Genomic DNA, 16,429 nt, shown 5'->3' on the forward strand with positions numbered 1-16,429 from the left:
TGTTCCTGGAAAGCAGGGTGATCCTCCGCGTCCGGACCACGTTCCGATCGGGTTTGAACGGCGACCCGGTGCGTCATGTTGAGTCCGAGGCGGGCAGGGGCGTCAGCCGGGGGCCCGCCCTTCCCTTGGGGTGGGCCAAGCGGCGACACTGGGGCCATGGCGCATCTGGAGTTGATCCCCAAGCGGGACCTGTCGAGCTTTCGCAAGCTTGCGATTGGAAGTTGGAAGACGGCGTACGACCCCACCGTCTACGGAACGCTGACCGTCCGCATGGACAAGGCGATGGCCTACATCGAGGCCTTCCGTCAGCGCACGGGCGTGCGGCTCACGGTGACGCACCTGGTGGCCAAGGCCATGGGCGAGGCGCTGCGCCGCTGCCCGGACGCGAACGCCATCCTCCGCTTCAACCGCATCTACCTGCGCCAGCGCGTGACGCTGTCCACGCTCGTCGTCCAGACGGACGGCGGCAAGGTGGACCTCACGTCGGCCCGCATCGAGGACGCGGACAAGAAGAACCTGAAGGAGATTGCCAACGACCTGGAGGAGGCGGTGCGCCGCGTCCGCGAGCGTCGGGACGTGGCCCTGGAGAAGGGCAAGGGCACCATCCAGAAGATTCCCTACCTGTTCCTCAACACCTTCACCTGGCTGCTGTCCTTCTTCATGTACACGCTGAACCTGGACATGAGCCGGTTCGGCATGCCGAAGGACGCCTTCGGGTCCGCCATCATCACGAACGTGGGCTCGCTGGGGCTGGACACGGCCTACGTCCCGCTGGCGCCGTACACGCGCGTGCCCATCTTCGTCGCGCCCGGCGCGGTGAAGGAGGTGCCCGTGGTGGAGGACGGCAAGGTGGTGCCGGGCAAGGTGATGAACATCAACGCCACGTTCGACCACCGCTTCATCGACGGGTTCCACGCGGGCGTGCTCGCCAACACGCTCCGGGAGATGCTGGAGAACCCGTTCGAGAATTTCGACGCGCTTCCGGAGACCGCCGATGCGGCTCCGGTCGCCGCCGTGGGGTAGGGCGGCCCACTGGCCGGCTGAGTCACCTCCGCGAGGGAACCCGGACCAGGCGGAAGCCGATGTTGGGCGCCGCCCCGGTGTCGCTCGCGGAGCGGAAGCTGACCCGTAGGGCGTCCGCGCAGTCCGCCCATGAGCCGCCGCGCAGGACGTGGACGCGCTCGGGGATGCGCTCGCCCAGCACGCACAGGGGGGACGTCTTTGGCGAGCGCCGGTAGTAGTCGGCGTCGTAGTGGTCCTGGCACCACTGGCTCACGCCGCCCGCCATGCCGAAGAGGCCGTAGTCGTTGGGCGGGAAGGCGCGCATGGGGCGCAGAGAGAAGTCGTTGAAGCGGTCGAAGTCCGCGCGGCTCGCGTCCGGAGGTTCGTTCCCCCAAGGGTACGCCGCGCCCCGGAAGCAGCCCCGCGCCGCGCGCTCCCATTCGGCTTCGGTGGGCAGGCGATAGGTGACGGAAGGCGTGCTCAAGCGCCGCGCGAACCGTTCCGCGAGCGAAGGAGCGACCGCGACCATGGGCTTCTGGTCGTAGCGCAGCGGGCCCTCGCCCGCGCGCGCTGGCGTGCCGAACAACTCCTGTGAGGTCTTGATGACGCCGTCGCCCGTTTTCCACTGGGTGTGGATGGCGTGGGCGTGCCAGTCCCTGGCCTGCAGGGTGTCGTTCTCGCAGTACTGCAGACGAATCTTCGAGTCGTTGAAGTACGCGAAACTGTCGGCGAATCCGCCGAGCTGTTCGTCCGTGGGGAACTCGGGCGGTTCAGGCCAATCCAGGAGGCGAACGAAGGCGCTCCAGGACAGCGGCGTGTCGCTCATCCAGAAAGCGGACAACGTCACCGCGTGGGCGGGGCGCTCGTCGGGCTCGCCGTCGTCGCTGCCCATGATGAACGTGCCCCCAGGGACATAGCGGAACACGAAGCCGTTCTCGATGACGGTGAGCTGTTCCAACACGTCCTGGAGCAGCGGTAGAGCGTCCTCGCGCGCTTGCCAGGCCACCGCGTCCAGCGTCGCGGCGGCGCCTTCCAGGTCTCCACTGGCACGCTGAGCCCGGGCTTTTCCCAGCGCGGCTTGAATCACCGACATGCGCCCCCCTGTCCCCGCGCTACGCCGAGCACGGGCAGTGGATGTGACGCCTGGCCAGGTCCCTGGGCCTGGGCCTGCCAGGGATCCTCCGCGAACGCGGAGCCATTGTAGAACTGCGCACGCGCGCGGCAGCCCCCGGTGAAGCGGTCTCCCACCTGCTTCGCCCGGAGGCGCTGGAAGGCCTGGCCGTCTCGCCAGATGTCCTCGAACGGCCGCGTCCGGATGTTGCCGGACTCGAAGGCCCGGCCCAGGAAGCTGCACGGATTCACGTTGCCCTGGACGGAGACGGAGGCCACCGTGTTCGCCGCGCCGCAGCCCGGGCCCTCCGTCACCACGCCGCGCAGCTCCTCCCGCGCCGAAGGACTGAAGGGGTCGAGCGCGAAGAGGTCCGAGTCGGCTTCGACGCGCTCCAGCCGCGCGAGTGCGTCCACGTAGCCGTCGAACGTGGGCATCAGCTCCGGGTGCCGGGTGGCGGTGCCGACGGGATACAGCGGGCGGAAGACTGCGGTATGCGCGCCCACCCGCCGGGCCAGCGCCACGCAGGCCTCGACTTCCTCCACGTTGTCGCGCGTCAGCGTGAAGGCGAGGGTGAAGCGCGCATGTTGGCCGAGCAGTGCGAGCTTCTCCATCACCCGGTCGAAGACGCCAGCGCCTCGCACGGCATCGTTCGTCCCCGCCTGGGCGCCTTCCAGCGACACGTTCAGCCACACCAGCTCGCGCTTGCCGAGCTCACGCGCCCACCGTTCGTCGATGAGCAGCGCGTTCGTGGTGATGCAGGGGTGGAGCCCGTGGCCCGTCGCCGCGTCGAGGATGTCCAGCAGGTCCTTGCGCATGAGCGGCTCGCCGCCGGTGAGCCCCAGCCGGAAGCTGCCCAATCCGGCGAGCTGCGCGAAGAGCGCGTCCATCTCCTTCACGGAGAGCGGGGACTGGTTGCGCGGCAGCTCGCCCGCGAAGCAGTGCGTGCACGTGAGGTTGCACGCGCCAATGACCTCCAGGTGGACGGCGAGCGGGCCCAGCAGGTGGTCGGGTGGAGGCGCCCGGTCGATGCGGGCCGCCGCCAGCCGGCCATCCATCCGGAGGTAGCCCTTCGTGGACAGGTGCTGGACGAACCCGATGATGGCCTCCCGGTCGTCATCCTCCGCATCGCCGATGACGTCGTCCGCGGTGTGCTCGGTGAGCCGGGTGAGGACGGCCGCTGTGGGGGCGTCGAACGGCATGTAGCGAGAGGAGCGCCGGTCGAAGAGGAGGGCGCCGAAGTGCTGCGGAATGAGCACCAGGGAGGGGCGGCTCATTTGAAGCCCTCGTTGTCTACGTGGAATGTCCACCGCACCCAGGCCTTCGTGGCGCTCGAGGCCAGGCCCAGGCCCGTGACGTCGTCGGTGAGCATCTGCCATCGCCAGCGCTCGTTCGTCTTCGGTTCGGGAACGGGCCGTTGCACCAACGGCGCGAAGCCCGCGTCGGCGAAGTCCGGTAGGCGCCAGCCTTCGGGAGGTGGCCGCGTCGTGGCCTTCCATCGGCCATCCGGAGCGGATGCCAGTTCCGGGTGGAGCGCGCTGGCGATCTCCGGATTCAGCCGGGCCTGCATCAGGACGAAGCCCTTGTCACCGGGATGGTTCACTTCGAAAGACAGGACGTGCGCACCCGGGGTGACGTTCACCCGTTGTTCCATGAGGGGATTCCCATCGAGGAACAGGCCATCTGGGACGCCTTTCAAGTAGGAGGACAGCGACAGGCCGATGGACGCACCGGGCCTTCGCCAGCGAAGCACCACACCGCCACAGCCCGCGGGCACCTCGCAATGGCTGTGGACCTCCAGCGCGAGCTGGCTCGACGTTTTGCGGTAGCGCGCCAACGCATTGAGACGGAAGTCGTCCGAGTCCGACATGCCGGCGTTCTACCGCGCGCCGCGCACCTCCGCGAACCGCGCTCGAGCCGAGCATTCACGGCATTCCTGGAAGGTGTCGGGTCAAATGTCGGACATCGGCGGAAAATTGCGCCATGTGCACGCCCAAGATCTCCGCCCCCAGCGCGAAGGTGAAGGACTTCTTCGACGACGCCCGTCAGACGCGCAACTCGGAAGCCCAGCGGCACAATGCCGGCCAGCGGCACGCTGAATAACTTGGGACCCTATAGCGTGCTCACTCTCTCCTAGGACAAGTGATGAAGCTCGAAGGCTCCTGCCACTGTCGTGGCGTGCGGTTCAGCGTGGAGACGCATCACCCGTCTCCCTTCATGCGGTGCTACTGCTCCGTGTGCCGCAAGACGCAAGGGGGCGGAGGCTTCGCCATCAACCTGTCGGGGGACGCGCGCTCGCTCAAGGTGCGCGGCCGGCAGCACCTCAAGGTGTACCGGGCGCGCATCCAGAATCCGGAGGACGCGAAGGCGTACAAGAGCAAGGGGCAGCGCCACTTCTGTGGCCGCTGCGGCTCCGCGCTGTGGCTGTATGACCCGACGTGGCCGGAGCTCATCCATCCGTTCGCGTCGGCCATCGACACTCCGCTTCCCGAGGCGCCCGAGCTGGTCCACATCATGCTGGAGTTCAAGCCGGACTGGGTGCCCGTCCATGCGGGCAAGAAGGACAAGAAGTTCCAGCGCTACCCGCAGGAGTCCATCGCGGAGTGGCATCAGCGCCACGACGCGGAAGTGGACTGAGTCGGCTCGGGGGGCCGCCTGCTGTCCGGACGGGCGGCGCGACGTTGCGCGGAGCGTGGGTTGTGGCGGGTGCCTCCGGGGCCCAGCGTGTCTCTCACACGCGGAGGCAATCGATGGCACAGGGCAGCTCGCGGCGAATCCGGTATGCGGTGGTGGGGGCGGGGAATATCGCGCAGGTGGCTGTACTTCCGGCCTTCCAGCACGCCCGTGAGAACTCGGAGTTGGTGGCGCTCTTTTCCTCCGACGCGGAGAAGCGCGACGTGCTGGGGAAGAAGTACGGCGTGCGCCACACCGCGAGCTACGACGACCTTGAACAGGTGCTGCGCGACGCGGACGTGGACGCGGTGTACATCGCGCTGCCCAACACCCAGCATCGCGCCTTCACCGAGCGGGCCGCTCGCGCGGGTGTGCACGTCCTCTGCGAGAAGCCCATGGCGACCTCGGTGGAGGACTGTGAGGCGATGATTCGCGTCACGGACGAGAATCACGTCAAGCTGATGATCGCCTACCGGCTCCACTTCGAGGAGGCGAACCTGCGGGCCATCGACCTGCTGCGTTCGGGGCGCCTGGGTGCGCCGCTGATGATGTCGGCGCTGCTGACGCAGCAGGTGCGGACCGGGGACATCCGGACGCGCGTGGACGTGGGCGGAGGCGCGCTGCTCGATGAAGGGCCGTACCCCATCAACGCCGCGCGCTACCTCTTCCGTGACGAGCCCACCGAGGTGTTCTGCTACACCAACGGGGAGCAGGACCCTCGCTTCAAGGGCGTGGATGCCACGGCCTTCGCGTTGATGCGCTTCTCGAATGGGCGCATCGCGCAGTTCGGCATCAGCCACGCCGCGTCGGCGGTCTCCAGCTACCGCGTTGTGGGGGAGAAGGGCGATCTGCTCGTCGAGTCCGCGTTCGGTTACGAGAAGGAGCGCAAGCATGTCCTCACGCTGGAGGGCAAGACGGAGGAGCGCGTCTTCGCGACGCACGACCAGTTCGCGCCGGAGCTGATCTACTTCTCGAAGTGCGTGCTGGAGGACCAGGAGCCCGGGCCCTCCGGCCGGGAAGGGCTCGCGGACGTGCGCGTCATCACCGCGATGCAGGAGTCCGCGAGGACGGGGCGCCCGGTGAAGCTGGATGCATTCCCGATGAAGCGGCGGCCGTCCTTGGACCAGCTCATCGTCCGCCCCGCGGCCAGGCCGCCAGAGCCGGTGAACGCGCCCGCGCCAGCGCAAGGATGAACTCGCGTCCACTGGAAATATTTCCCGCGAGCGAGCTTTTTCGCGCGCTGAATGTGCGGCGACATCCGCCTCCGCAAGTCGTGTCAGACCCCTGATGCATTCATTGCCGCGAACCGGGAAACCAGGGGTCGGCAATGACAACGCACGCATCTCATCAGGGCACTTACGCGGTCGAGCACGTTCTCCAGCGGATTCGCCGTTGTGCCGCGGACGTCACGCGGTATCCCATGGACATCCTGACGGCGGACGCGCAGCTCGAGGACGAACTCGGCATTGATTCCGTCAAGCTGGCGGAGATCGCGGCCGTGGTCGGGCGCGAGTTCAACACTCCGCCCGAGCGGCTGCCACGAGGCGCTCAGGCGCGTACATTGGGCGCGATGGCGGAGGTGGTGGCGCGGCTGCTCGCGGACGCGCAGCCTGCCGCCGTCGCTACGCCTCCGCCAGCGCCTGTCGCGGCTCCCGTGTCCCCGGTGGCATCAGCGGGCCCCCCGGTGGAGAACCTGGAGGCGCGGGTCCGTGCCGTCTTCGCTCGGGTGACGCGCTATCCGGAAGAGCTCTTGACGCCGGAGGCGGACCTGGAGGACGAGCTGGGTATCGACTCGGTCAAGCAGGCCGAGGTGATGGCCGTGCTCATCAAGGAACTGGGCCTGACCGATGCTCCGCAGCCTTCGCAGCGGCTGCGGACGATTTCCTCTATCTGTGAGATGGCGCGCGCTCGGCTGGCGGTCGCGGCGCCCGTGCGCGAGGACCGAGCGCCGCGTCAGTCGCCGCCGTCAGCCGTGCTGCCCTTCGCGGGGAAGGTCGCGTTCGTCACGGGCTCTGGGAAGGGGATTGGCAAGGTCATCGCGGCTCGCCTGGCCAGCTCGGGGGCGACGGTGGTGGTGAACTCGTTCCACTCCCGTGACGAAGGAGAGCGGACGGTTCAGGAGATTGTTGACGCGGGGGGGAAGGCGTTCCACGCCTGGGGCTCGGTCGCGCAGGAAGAGCACCTGGACCGGATGTTCGCCAGCATCGAGGCGCAGTTCGGTGGGTTGGACTTCCTGGTGTGCAACGCGTCCAACGGCCTCATCGGACCGTTCGACCGGATTACTCCGCGCGACTGGGACAAGGCGTTCCGCACCTGCATCACGGGGACCTATGAGTGCGCCATGCGCGCGCGGCCCCTGATGGCCCGGCGTGGCGGCGGCAGCATCGTGACGATGTCCACCTCCATGTCCCAGCGGTACATGCACGACCTGGGCTGTCAGGGCGTGGTGAAGGCCGGGGTGGAGTCATTGACACGCTACCTGGCCGCTGAGCTGGCACCGGATGGCATCCGGACCAACTGCGTGTCCGCGGGACCGGTGCATGGCGAGCTGCTGCGCATGTTCCCCGACGCCGCGAGCCGGGTCGCGCGCTGGGAGTCGGCAACGCCGGGCGGGGAGATCTGCACCGCCGAGGATGTCGCCGACGTCACCGAGCTCCTCCTGGGGCCCAAGACGCGCCGGGTGAACGGCGCCATCTGGGTGGTGGATGCGGGACTCTCCGGCACGGTGGACGGGTTGCTGCCGGGCGCGCCGGAGGCACGGCGTCCCGAGGGGCAGCGCTGGTCTCACAGCAGTGAGCACGACGTGCGAGCGCTCCTCGCGCTCGATTCCTGAACCTCGTACCGGAGCCAATTGCCATGGGCTACTTCGCGGTCCCGTACGACATTCATTTCGATGACACGATGGCCTACGGGAGCCATCACTTCCTCACGAACTTCAAGTTCCAGTGTGCTGGGCGGGAGCACTTGCTCTTCAGCCCGGACGTGTTCGACGTGCCAGAGTTCCGGCGCGACTTCGACCAGGTGCTGCTGCTCACCTACGAGGGCTACTCGCGCAACCTGGCACCGGCCAACCTGGGAGACCGGTTGGTGGTGCTGACGACATTGGAGGAGCGGGGAGAGGTCTCCATCCGCTTCTGCTTCCGGACCCTCAAGAGCGATGGGACGCCGGTGGCGTGTGGCTTCCAGACGGTTCTCTGCGCGGACCGGACGTCGGGCGCCCTGTGTTCGTTTCCCAAGTCTTTCCTTCGGTGCTTCGACTCACTGTCGGGCATCTTCGAGCGCGCCGGGGCACGGAGCTTCCGGGACTGTGTCCAGAAGGGAGGCTCCGCACTCAAGGACGTGTTTCCGGAGACCATCCGGGCGCTGGCGAAGTCGCTGCTCGCGGACCCGGCGTCACTGGGGGCGTCCCGCGTCGTTTCGTTGGAGGGGGCGCCCGCGGCGCGTACTGCCGAGAGTCCCGACGCGCTGGTGCTGCCGCAGGGGGCGACGGCATTTCTGTTCGCCGGGCAGGGTTCGTTTGAGCCAGGGCTCTATCTCCAATTGAAGGCGCTCGACCCTGACCTCGGAGACGAGCTTCAGGGTGTCGCCGCCGCATGTCGTGCGGTCGGAGTGGAGGCGGAGCCGTTGCTCGCCGCGCGTGACGTCTCGGACGTCCGGCGTGCGCTGGAACAGCTGCCTCAGCTCGACCAGCTGGGCATCTACCTGTCCGGAGTCCTGGGCGCCCGGTGGATGCAGCGCCAGGGGGCGAGCCCGGACGTGTTCGTGGGGCACAGCTTCGGGGAGATTGCCGCGATGGCGGCGGCGGGTGCGCTCGACTTGCGCGCTGGCGCGCAGGTCGTCTGCCAGCGCATCCGAGCGCTTCAGGTTCTTCCCGACGACTTCGGAACGCTGGCGGCGGTGGCGCTCGGGGAGTCCGAGGCCGTTCGCGCCATCGCGGAGTGCGGCGCTTCGGGGTTGCACATCGCGGGCCGCAACCACGCGCGGCAGACGGTGGTCGCGGGAGCGCGCGGTCAGCTCGCGCGACTCCGCGCGCTGCTGGAAGGCCGGGGGCAGGGATTCACCTTCGTTTCGAGCCGGTACCCCTTCCACCATCCGGACATGGCCCCGGCCGCGAAGGCCTTCCGCGAGATGCTGGGCCGTGTGCCCATGCAGGCGCCGCGGGGCCGTGTCTATTCGCCCATTGAACGACGCGCCTATGTGGGCGGGCAGCCAGAACTGGCGGATGCGCTCGCATCGCACCTGGTGCGGTCGTTCGACTTCCTGGGGACGGTGGAGACGCTCTCCCGCGCGGGATGCACGCGCTTCGTCGACTGCGGAACCACGGGCGTCCTGGCGCGCATCGTCCAGAAAATCATCCCGGCGGAGACGGCCGCGGAGGTGAGCGTCATCAGCAACCTGCTTCCGGCGGAGCGGTCAGCCCCGTCGGCTGGCATTGAGCCGAAGTCCGTGGAGGCCGCCGCGGTCGACGACAGCGGCATTGCCGTGGTGTCGCTGGGCTGCATCCTTCCGGGGGGAGCGAAGGACCCGGAAACGTACTGGCAGAACATCCGGAAGGGCATCAGCGGCATCGTCGACCAGGGCCTGTTGCAGCCCGAGTTGGTGACGGACTTCGCGGGTCCCGCGGGAACTCCAGACCGGACGTACACCCTGCTCACGGGGTATGTGCGGGATGAGGACCTGGTTGCGCCGCCGGGCTTCGACCCGACGCGTTTCCAGCAGTACGTCCGCGAGCAGAAGCTGCTGGCCATCGCCCTCTCGCAGGCCATGCAGGGACTGAAGCCGGTGGCATCGAAGTCGCCGGGGCGCATCCAGTGCCTGCTCGGTTCGACGGCGGAAGGGTCGGCCGAGTACGACGCCGCGCTGAGCGTGGAGGCTGGAGAGGCGCTGCTGAGTGCCCGGGGTGAGCGGGTTCATGACGTCGCGGCGCTTGCGAGCGCGGCGCGTGAGGCACTTGGGGTGGAGGCCATCTCCCGTGACCTGGCGCCGCATCCCACCCTGCAGGCCGTGGTGACGGACGTGGTGGGGCAGGGTGTCGCCACCACGCTGCTCGACGCTGCTTGTGCATCGTCGCTCTATGCCATGGCGCTGGGCATGAAGGCGCTGGAGCGAGGGGACTCGGACCTGATTCTTGCTGGCGGCGTGTTCTCGCCGGGGCCTGGCAACAGCTGTCTGTTCTCACAGTTCAACGGACTGTCTGCCACGGGGAGCCGGCCCTTTGACGCGCGCGCGGACGGCGTCATCTTCGGTGAAGGCGCGGGCGTCGTTGGGCTGATGCGCCTGAAGGACGCAGTCGCGGCGGGGCACCGGGTCCATGCCGTCATTCGAGGCGCGGGGCTCTCCAGTGATGGGCGGAGCAGTTCGGCGAACGTGCCCCGGTCGGAGGGGCAGGTGGCGGCGATGGAGGCGTGCTACTCGGGGGCCCAGGTTGACCCGGCGAGCGTGCAGTACATCGAGGCGCACGGAACGGCGACTCCCGCGGGGGACGCCACCGAGCTCAGGTCGATTGCCCGCGTCTTTGGTGGCAAGCGCAGCGGCGTTCAGCTCGCCAGCGTCAAGGCACTGATTGGCCACGTTGGTTGGGCCGCGGGTGCTGCTTCGGTCATCAAGCTGTGCAAGGCGATGGAGCACCGGCTCTTCCCGGTGCAGTCCAACTTCGATGCGCCCGGTGCCGCGCTGCGCGCCATGGGGCCCGGCTTCGAGGTGAACACGCGCGAGCAGCCTTGGCCGGAGAATGGCGAACTGCCTCGTCGTGCCGCCACCAATGGCTTTGGCTTTGGCGGAACCAATGCGCACCTGGTGCTGGAGGAGTACCGGGGGCCTTCGTCGGCGCCGAGGTCCCGTGAGGGCATCCCAGCGGAGGCCGAACTCGTGGTCGTGGCCACGGAGGGCTTGTTCCCGGATGGGCGCGGGCGGCCCGAAGCGGGTGTTCCTGTCGAAGTGGGCACGCGCTTCGACCTGAAGGCAATGCGCCTGCCGCCCACGGTGCGCCTGCTGCCCGACATCTCCGAGGACATGGATGCGACGCAGCACCTCGGGCTCGTGGTCGCGAGTGCGCTCGCCCAGAAGCTGGGGACGTTCGACGCGCTTCGCTCGGGGACGGCCATCGTGCTGGGGCTCGAGGGCAAGACGCGCCGTGGTGTCGAGGCGGTCCAGCGCGTCCTGGCTTTCACGCTGCAACGGCGCTTGAGAGAGAAGGCTCGTCGCGAGCCAGCATCCGCCGCGGTGCTGCCCCTGGCGGAGCGTCTTCACTCGGCGGTGATGGGGAGCCTCCGTCCCTCGGGGCCGTACACGCTCCAGGGGATGATGCCGAACGTCACGCCCGGCCGTGTCGCGGGGGCGCTCGACGTCAAGGGGCCCAATTTCGTGGTGGATGCGGGGGCGGCGTCGTCTTCAGCGGCGCTCCAGGCCGCGCGGGGGCTGCTGGAGAGCGGCTTCGAGCTGGTCCTCGTGGGCAGTACGCACATTGGCAGGCCGGGTGAAGTCGGAGGGGCGCAGCAGCCCGAGGAAGGCGCGGCGCTCTTCGCGGTGACGACGGCGGAGAAGGCCCGAAGGCTCGGCTTGAAGCCCATGTGCCACCTTCAGCTTTCCACCCGTGGCACGAAAGGAACAGGTGCGGGTGTCGACCTGCCACCGCACTCGGCGGCGGAGAGCCTGGCGTTGCTGCGCGCCGTACAAGCGGCGGCGGATGGTCGTGCTGGCACGCTGCGGTTCCACCCCGATGCCGCGACAGGTGTCCGGCTCGAAGTGCGGCTCCGTCCGATGGCGGATGTGCAGGATGTCGAAGGCTCGCTGCCTTCGCTGAGAGCACGCTCCGAGGCTGCGACGGGGGGCTCGTTCGAAGCTCAACCTCGGCCGATGTCGGACGGACAGCCCGTGGAATCAATGCAGTCGTCATCGCGAGCCCACGCCAATGCCGCAACGGAGGGCCGGCTTGGCGTGTCATCTCGGGCAGCGGAGCAGGGAGGGCGGATTGACGCCTCCACGTCACCTCTTCGGACTCATCCTGATGCCGTGACGGACGGTCGAAGCGAACTGCCGTCCCGACCGTCAGAGGGGATGCGGATTGCTCCTTCCCGTCCTGTTGAATCCGCGTCGTCACCAGTCGACGGCGCATCGGGAGCCGAGTCGCAAGCCGCATCGGGAGGCTTCGACCACGCCGCGCCCATTCAGTATCTGTCGCCTGTGCTGGTGGAGCGGCCAGCTCGGAAGACGCAGCCGTCGTATCTCAGAGGCCGTCGGGTGCTGTTCATCGCGGAGGACGTGGCGCTCGCGCGCGAGCTTGCAGCTCGGGCGGAGGCCCTGTGCGGAACGGAGCACGTGATTCTCTGTCCGGGAACAGGTTCGGATTCGGGACGCCTCCGGTACGTCGACCTCACGACCGAAACCTCCGCGGAGGCCGGGCTGGCCGCCCTTGGCTTCGAGCCCGAGGTCATCCTCGCGGTCAGCCGCATCGAGGCAGGGGCGCTCGAGGCCGCGGTGGTCGCGGACACGGCCATGAAGCACGGGGCCCTGGAGTTGCTCTTCCTGGCGGCCCGTCGCGCCTATGAGCGCCTGTCTCGTGGCGAGGTGGCGCTGGTGAGTCTGTGCATTGGCGCTGTGGGCCCACGGCGGTGCCTGCATCCAATGTCGGGATTGTTCGCAGGAATGCTCAAGTCCATCGGGCGGGAAGTGCCTGCCCGGAACGTTCGTGCCGTCTCCACCACGGCCATGCCGATCCAGAAGGCGCTCGAGCTGGCCGAGGCTGAGCTGGGCTCGGATGTGGACGGGAATCACTCCATCGAGGTTTGCTTCGAAGGTCCGGTGCGCTGTGTCCGCGTGTTGCGGGTGACGGACGTCACCGCGGACCAGGCGGCGACGCTCGATTCGCGCTCGGTGGTCCTGCTCACGGGCGGGGGACGGGGCGTCACGGCAGTCCTCGCGGGAGCCCTGCTCAAGCGGTTTGGATGCAAGGTGGTCCTCGTAGGGCGGAGCGATCCGGATGAGGCACCCCTGCGCGTGCTCCAGGCCCGTGAGGAAGACCTGCCGGCGATGGAGCGGGAGTTCTACGCCTCGGAGTTGGCCAGCAATCGGGGCGTGCGCATGCCAGAGCTGCGCAAGCGCTTCGAGCGCTTCCTGGCCGCTCGCGAGCTGAAGGCCACGCTCGAGGGCCTGGGCCGGCTCCCGGGCGAGGTGCTCTACCGGGCCGTGGACGTCACGCGAGCGGCGGACGTGGAGCGCGTGGTCCAGGAAATCGTCGATACGCATGGGCGGCTGGACCTGGTGGTGCATGGGGCGGGCACGCAGACGTCCAAGAAGCTGAATCGCAGGCAACTCGGAGAGTTGCGCACGAACCTGGGCACCAAGCTGCTGGGGCTCCGGAACCTGCGGGAAGCCTGCGTGAGTCGGCTCGCGCGGCCGGTGCCGTTCCACGTCCTCACGTCCGCGTTCAGCTACATCGGGAATGACGGGCAGGCGGACTACGGCGCGGCGAACGAGGCGCTGGACCGGCTCTGCGCCTGGGTCAGCGACGCGAGCCAGGAGGTCCGCTGGTGCAGCGTGGGCTGGCTGGCCTGGGACGGAATTGGCATGACGCGGGGCTCGGAGTACCGCGTGCTCGGTGCCAGCCGGCATCTGCGTGGCATCCGCGCGGAGGAGGGCGAAGCGCTCTTCCTCCAACTCGTGGATGGGCGGCCTCGACAGGCCATCAACGTCCAGCTCACGGAGAGCGAGCGTTCCTACTACGCACTGGAGGTCTTGCCCGCGGAGGAGGCGCGTTCTCTGTCGGCCGGGTCCGTGCAGCGCGAGCTGGTCGTGGATGCGGCGAGTGTGCCGTGCCTGGAGGACCACCTCGTGCGTGGCACGCCCACGTTGCCTGGGGCCTGGGCGTTGGACCTGATGCTGCAAGCCGCGGTGGGCAACGGGCGGCCAGAGCTGCGCACCGTCACCATCGAGGACGTCCGGTTCTCACGCTTCATCCGCGTCAAGCCGGGGAGCCGCCAGCATCTGCGCGCCGAATGCACGCCCCTCGTCGATGAGCCCGGACGGCATGGCGTGCGGGTCCGGCTGATGGGGGACATCGTCCATGCGTCGGGTGTCGTGCTGGAGAAGGACCTCGTCTATGCGGAGGCGCGGTTCACGCTGACGGCGGAGCCGCCTCGGGGCACGCCGGAGCTGGATGCGGCGGCGCCGTCGGGACAGGCACTGCGGGTCCACGACCCACACTGCGCCGCTGGTGCGCCCATCGAACTGCGGAAGATGTTCGACTGCCTGGAGGAGATTCACATCGAGCCGTCGGCCCGGTTCGCGCGGTTGGGCCTGCCGACCGAGCCTCGTCAGGCGGGAAGCACCGTGCCCGCGCTCGTCCTGGATGCCGCCTTGCGGCTGAGCGCGATGCATGTGGATGGGGAGTCGAGCGCGGTGTTCGCGCCCATCCAGTTCCAGCGGGCCACGTTCGACCGGGGCCTGGTGGACGTCCGGGGGGGAGCGCCGCTTCACCTCTCGTTGAAGGCACTTCCTCCGCGAGTGGATGGCGACCTGCTGGAGTGCGGCACCGTCGCTGCGCTCGACGAGGCGGGACGGCTTCGGATGTTGCTCGAGGGCGGCCTTGCGCGGCCCATGGCTTGAGACCTCCTTCCTTCGGGTGAACGCATGAATTCTTCCACTCCCCAGGCGGGTCCCATTCCCGCCGATGACCCACGGCGGCTGCGGTCGGAGCTGCGCCGGGTGATGCCGCCGGAGTCCTTCCAGCCGCAGCCCCTGCGAGGCATCGTCGCGTTCGGGCTGGTTCCGGTGATGGTGGTCTTGATGTGGGCCGCGGGAAGCGGGCGGCTGCCGTGGTGGGCGTGCCTGCTCAGCTCGTTCGCGCTCGGGCAGATGGTGACGGCCGTGGGGCTGGCGGCGCATGAGGCGCTGCACCACGCGGTGTTCCGCAGCAGGGCGCTCGAGAGTCTCCTGGGCTGGGTGGGCTTCAGCCCGTTCCTGGTGACCCCCGGGAACTGGCGGGCGTGGCACGTCCAGGCACACCACAGCGCGGCGAACGTCCTGGTTCGGGACCCGGACATCCTGCCGCGTCAGAGCGAGTGGCGGACCCAGTGGTTCGCGAAGGTGTTCCACGCGATGTCCCCGGGATCGGGCTCGTTGCTGAGCTTCGTCAGCTTCAGCTTCTTCTTCACCGCCCAGGGACAGGCCTTCCTCTGGCACCACAGCCGACTGCCGCAGTTCAAGCATGTGCACATGCATCGAACGCGGGAGCGCATCCTCACGGTGCTCGTGACGCTGGGGTGGGTCGCGGTGGGCTGGTGGATGGGGCCAATGGGGGCGCTCTATGCGCTCATCCTCCCGCTCCTCATCGGCAACATCACCTTGATGATCTACATCGCCACCAACCATTGGCTGCTGGCCGCGCACGAGGAGTCGGACAACCCCTTCGTGAACACGGCCAGCGTGGCGACGCATCCGGTGATGGACTGGCTGCACTACAACTTCAGCCACCACCAGGAGCACCACATCTTCCCGGCCATGAGCCCGAAGTTCGCGCCGCTGCTTCGCAAGCACCTGCGCGAACTCAACCCCGAAGCGTCACAGGTGTACCCGCACCTGCACGCGCTCCGGATGCTGTACCGGCGCCCGGCGCTCTATGCCGAGGACGGACAGACGCTCATGGCACCGGAGGGGACGCCTTCGATTTCGACGGAAGCGCTGCGCAGCCAGCTCAAGGGAGGTGATTCAAGTCTTGAACACGGCCTGCCCCGGTGAACGGCTACGCCTATGTTATGGGGCACCATGCCTCCGTCCGACACCGAGTCCTACCTCCTCGATTACCACCGCCGGCTCGCGGGCGTGACCGCGCGGTGGTTCGCGAAGACTCCCGTGATTCGGGGCGACAGCCGATTCGCTTCCACCTATGAGTTGCTGGCGGCGGAAGTCCCCCAGGACGCGCGGCCGAGGACCGTGCTCGACCTGGCTTGCGGCGATGGCTACCTGCTCGAGTTGCTCGCTCGGCGGGCGCCTCAGTGTCCGGGACTCGTTGGCCTGGACATGAGCGAGGACGAGCTCGCCCAGGCCCAGGCGCGATTGAAGGGGGCCGCCACGCTGATTCGAGGCGTGGCGCAGTCGCTCCCCTTCGAGGACGCCAGCCTCGACGTCGTGCTCAGCCACCTGGCGCTCATGCTGATGGATGACTGCGAGAAGGTCCTCTCCGAGATTCGCCGCGTCCTGGCGCCTGCCGGGAAGCTGTCCTGCGTCGTCGGCGGAGGCTTCGTGCCTTCCGGGGCGCTCGCGGTGTTCCGCGCCCTGATGAAACCCGCCATCGAGGCGCAGCCGCGCCCCCTGCTGAGCCTGGGCGACACGCGCTTCCGCTCCACCGAGGGGCTGAGGGCACTCTTCGACCTCGCCTTCGAGCATGTCGAGGTCTTCGACCTCGAGGTCCAGGAAGGCGGGCCGCCCGAGCAGGTCTGGGCTTCCCTCTCCACCACCTACGACGCCGACCAGCTCTCGCCCGACGCACGCGAGGACGTCCGGCGCGCGTTCCTCGCGGCCGTGGAGCCCATGAAGGATTCAACTGGAAACATCACCTGTCTCTGGAGCATGCGGCAGGTGACGGCAAGCGCGCCACGACGCCGCGGCGTGTAGGGCCTGTCGTGACCTGTCTGGCGCCTTGTCGCCCAA

Annotated in this window: 10 protein-coding genes; 7 read left to right on the forward strand and 3 right to left on the reverse strand. The window is 68.5% G+C overall.

Translation table 11 applies throughout. The annotated features are described in order from the left end of the window. Positions 1 to 156: 156 nt before the first annotated feature. Entirely contained in the window at positions 157 to 1,023 is an 867-nt protein-coding gene (locus OZ403_RS17825) for a 2-oxo acid dehydrogenase subunit E2 (RefSeq protein WP_140791412.1), read from the forward strand. Between the two features lie 22 nt (positions 1,024 to 1,045). Here OZ403_RS17825 and OZ403_RS17830 read toward each other — a convergent pair whose 3' ends face one another. The 3 genes from OZ403_RS17830 to OZ403_RS17840 are packed head-to-tail and all read right to left on the reverse strand — an operon-like array spanning position 1,046 to position 3,980. Further along, positions 1,046 to 2,095: a formylglycine-generating enzyme family protein gene (locus tag OZ403_RS17830; protein ID WP_140798396.1), complete on the reverse strand. Its 1,050-nt coding sequence runs from the start codon at positions 2,093 to 2,095 to the stop codon at positions 1,046 to 1,048. After that, the gene (locus OZ403_RS17835) at positions 2,086 to 3,387 is read right to left on the reverse strand and encodes a radical SAM protein (RefSeq protein WP_140791416.1); all 1,302 of its coding nucleotides are present in this window, start codon (positions 3,385 to 3,387) and stop codon (positions 2,086 to 2,088) included. Before OZ403_RS17835 ends, OZ403_RS17830 begins: the two co-directional genes overlap by 10 nt. Then, positions 3,384 to 3,980 carry a hypothetical protein gene (locus tag OZ403_RS17840; RefSeq protein ID WP_140875049.1) on the reverse strand — a complete coding sequence of 199 codons (597 nt, stop codon included), beginning with the start codon at positions 3,978 to 3,980 and terminating at the stop codon, positions 3,384 to 3,386. Before OZ403_RS17840 ends, OZ403_RS17835 begins: the two co-directional genes overlap by 4 nt. 275 nt (positions 3,981 to 4,255) lie before the next feature. On the opposite strand from OZ403_RS17840, the gene OZ403_RS17845 reads away from it, so the two are divergent. The 6 genes from OZ403_RS17845 (at position 4,256) to OZ403_RS17870 (ending at position 16,393) form a co-directional block, all read left to right on the forward strand. Further along, entirely contained in the window at positions 4,256 to 4,747 is a 492-nt protein-coding gene (locus OZ403_RS17845) for a GFA family protein (protein ID WP_174258804.1), read from the forward strand. A gap of 113 nt (positions 4,748 to 4,860) precedes the next feature. Then, positions 4,861 to 5,976, forward strand: a complete 1,116-nt coding sequence (locus OZ403_RS17850) for a Gfo/Idh/MocA family protein (RefSeq protein ID WP_174259287.1) — start codon at positions 4,861 to 4,863, stop codon at positions 5,974 to 5,976. A 134-nt stretch (positions 5,977 to 6,110) separates the two neighbouring features. Next, entirely contained in the window at positions 6,111 to 7,616 is a 1,506-nt protein-coding gene (locus OZ403_RS17855; RefSeq protein WP_140798399.1) for an SDR family oxidoreductase, read from the forward strand. Positions 7,617 to 7,639: 23 nt separating this feature from the next. Continuing rightward, positions 7,640 to 14,386: a type I polyketide synthase gene (locus tag OZ403_RS17860; protein WP_268784671.1), complete on the forward strand. Its 6,747-nt coding sequence runs from the start codon at positions 7,640 to 7,642 to the stop codon at positions 14,384 to 14,386. Between the two features lie 24 nt (positions 14,387 to 14,410). Beyond that, positions 14,411 to 15,517 (forward strand): fatty acid desaturase family protein, encoded by a 1,107-nt coding sequence (locus OZ403_RS17865; RefSeq protein ID WP_140791426.1) that lies wholly within the window; start codon positions 14,411 to 14,413, stop codon positions 15,515 to 15,517. A gap of 27 nt (positions 15,518 to 15,544) precedes the next feature. Further along, positions 15,545 to 16,393, forward strand: a complete 849-nt coding sequence (locus OZ403_RS17870; RefSeq protein WP_268784672.1) for a class I SAM-dependent methyltransferase — start codon at positions 15,545 to 15,547, stop codon at positions 16,391 to 16,393. The last annotated feature ends 36 nt before the right edge of the window (positions 16,394 to 16,429 follow it).

The sequence above is a fragment of the Myxococcus sp. NMCA1 genome, assembly GCF_026810205.1.
GTDB classification, from domain to species: Bacteria; Myxococcota; Myxococcia; order Myxococcales; family Myxococcaceae; genus Myxococcus; species Myxococcus xanthus_A.